The 916-nt window shown below is 36.5% G+C and carries 1 protein-coding gene; it reads left to right on the forward strand.

Annotation, left to right across the window (positions count from 1 at the left end; genetic code table 11):
* Nucleotides 1–392: 392 nt before the first annotated feature.
* Nucleotides 393–916, forward strand: a 524-nt coding sequence (locus tag ACFINC_RS10045; RefSeq protein ID WP_375617121.1) for an aromatic amino acid lyase, incomplete at its 3' end; no start/stop codon positions are given.

The raw sequence follows: 916 nt of genomic DNA on the forward strand, positions 1-916 counted from the left end.
AGGCTTTTAAATTATGGATAGCAACAATTATGAAGAAGGTGAAAAACTCTATATTGCAAAATGCAAAATGAAAAGTTTTACGGATTAGCTGATGATTATGATCACTATCCTCCTCGCTGCCTTCCTCACTTTATTTAAGATCATGTTTCTCCCTTTTAAGAATAAAAAGCATTTGTCCATCGTGATATAGGGATTGGAATAGGTATTGTATGAGAGGGAATTGTTAATTTTTAGGGAATGAACATCAGTATCATGCTATTTTCATCCTAAGGAATGGCTTTTAAAAAAGCATTTTCATTCAAAGAGAGATTATATCTTTTTTATTTTATAGGTTTTATAGAAGGGTTAATAACGTTAAGAATTATACTTTAATTGAATAAAGAAAGAAAATTATGACGATTATACTAAAACCGGGTGAGGTAACACTTAGCGAACTTGAAGCTATTTATTTTAATGGTGAAGTGAGTAAACTTCATCATGACACGCATTTAGCTATCGAGAAAGGAGCGCAGCGCATTGCTGAAATTGCTGCTGGAAGCGAGCCTGTCTATGGTGTTAATACTGGCTTTGGGAAACTGGCTTCCATTAAAATTGATGCGGACAAAGTTACTGTTTTACAGAGAAATCTTATTTGTGGGGTAGGAGAGCCTTTAGCTGAAAATATTGTGCGTTTGATAATGAGCTTAAAGCTTATCTCTTTAGGAAGGGGAGCTTCTGGAGTTCGTCTAGAATTAGTCAATTTGCTGGAAAATATGCTTGAAAAGGGCGTTATTCCTGTCATTCCAGAAAAAGGCTCTGTTGGCGCTTCAGGTGATCTTGCTCCACTTGCTCATATGGCGGCTGTTATGATGGGAGAAGGAGAAGCGTTTTTTCAAAACATTCGTATGAGTGGAGCGCTTGCTTTAGAGAAAGCAGG

The sequence above is a fragment of the Bartonella sp. AP58NXGY genome, from assembly GCF_042195785.1.
In the GTDB taxonomy this organism is placed as follows: Bacteria; Pseudomonadota; Alphaproteobacteria; order Rhizobiales; family Rhizobiaceae; genus Bartonella.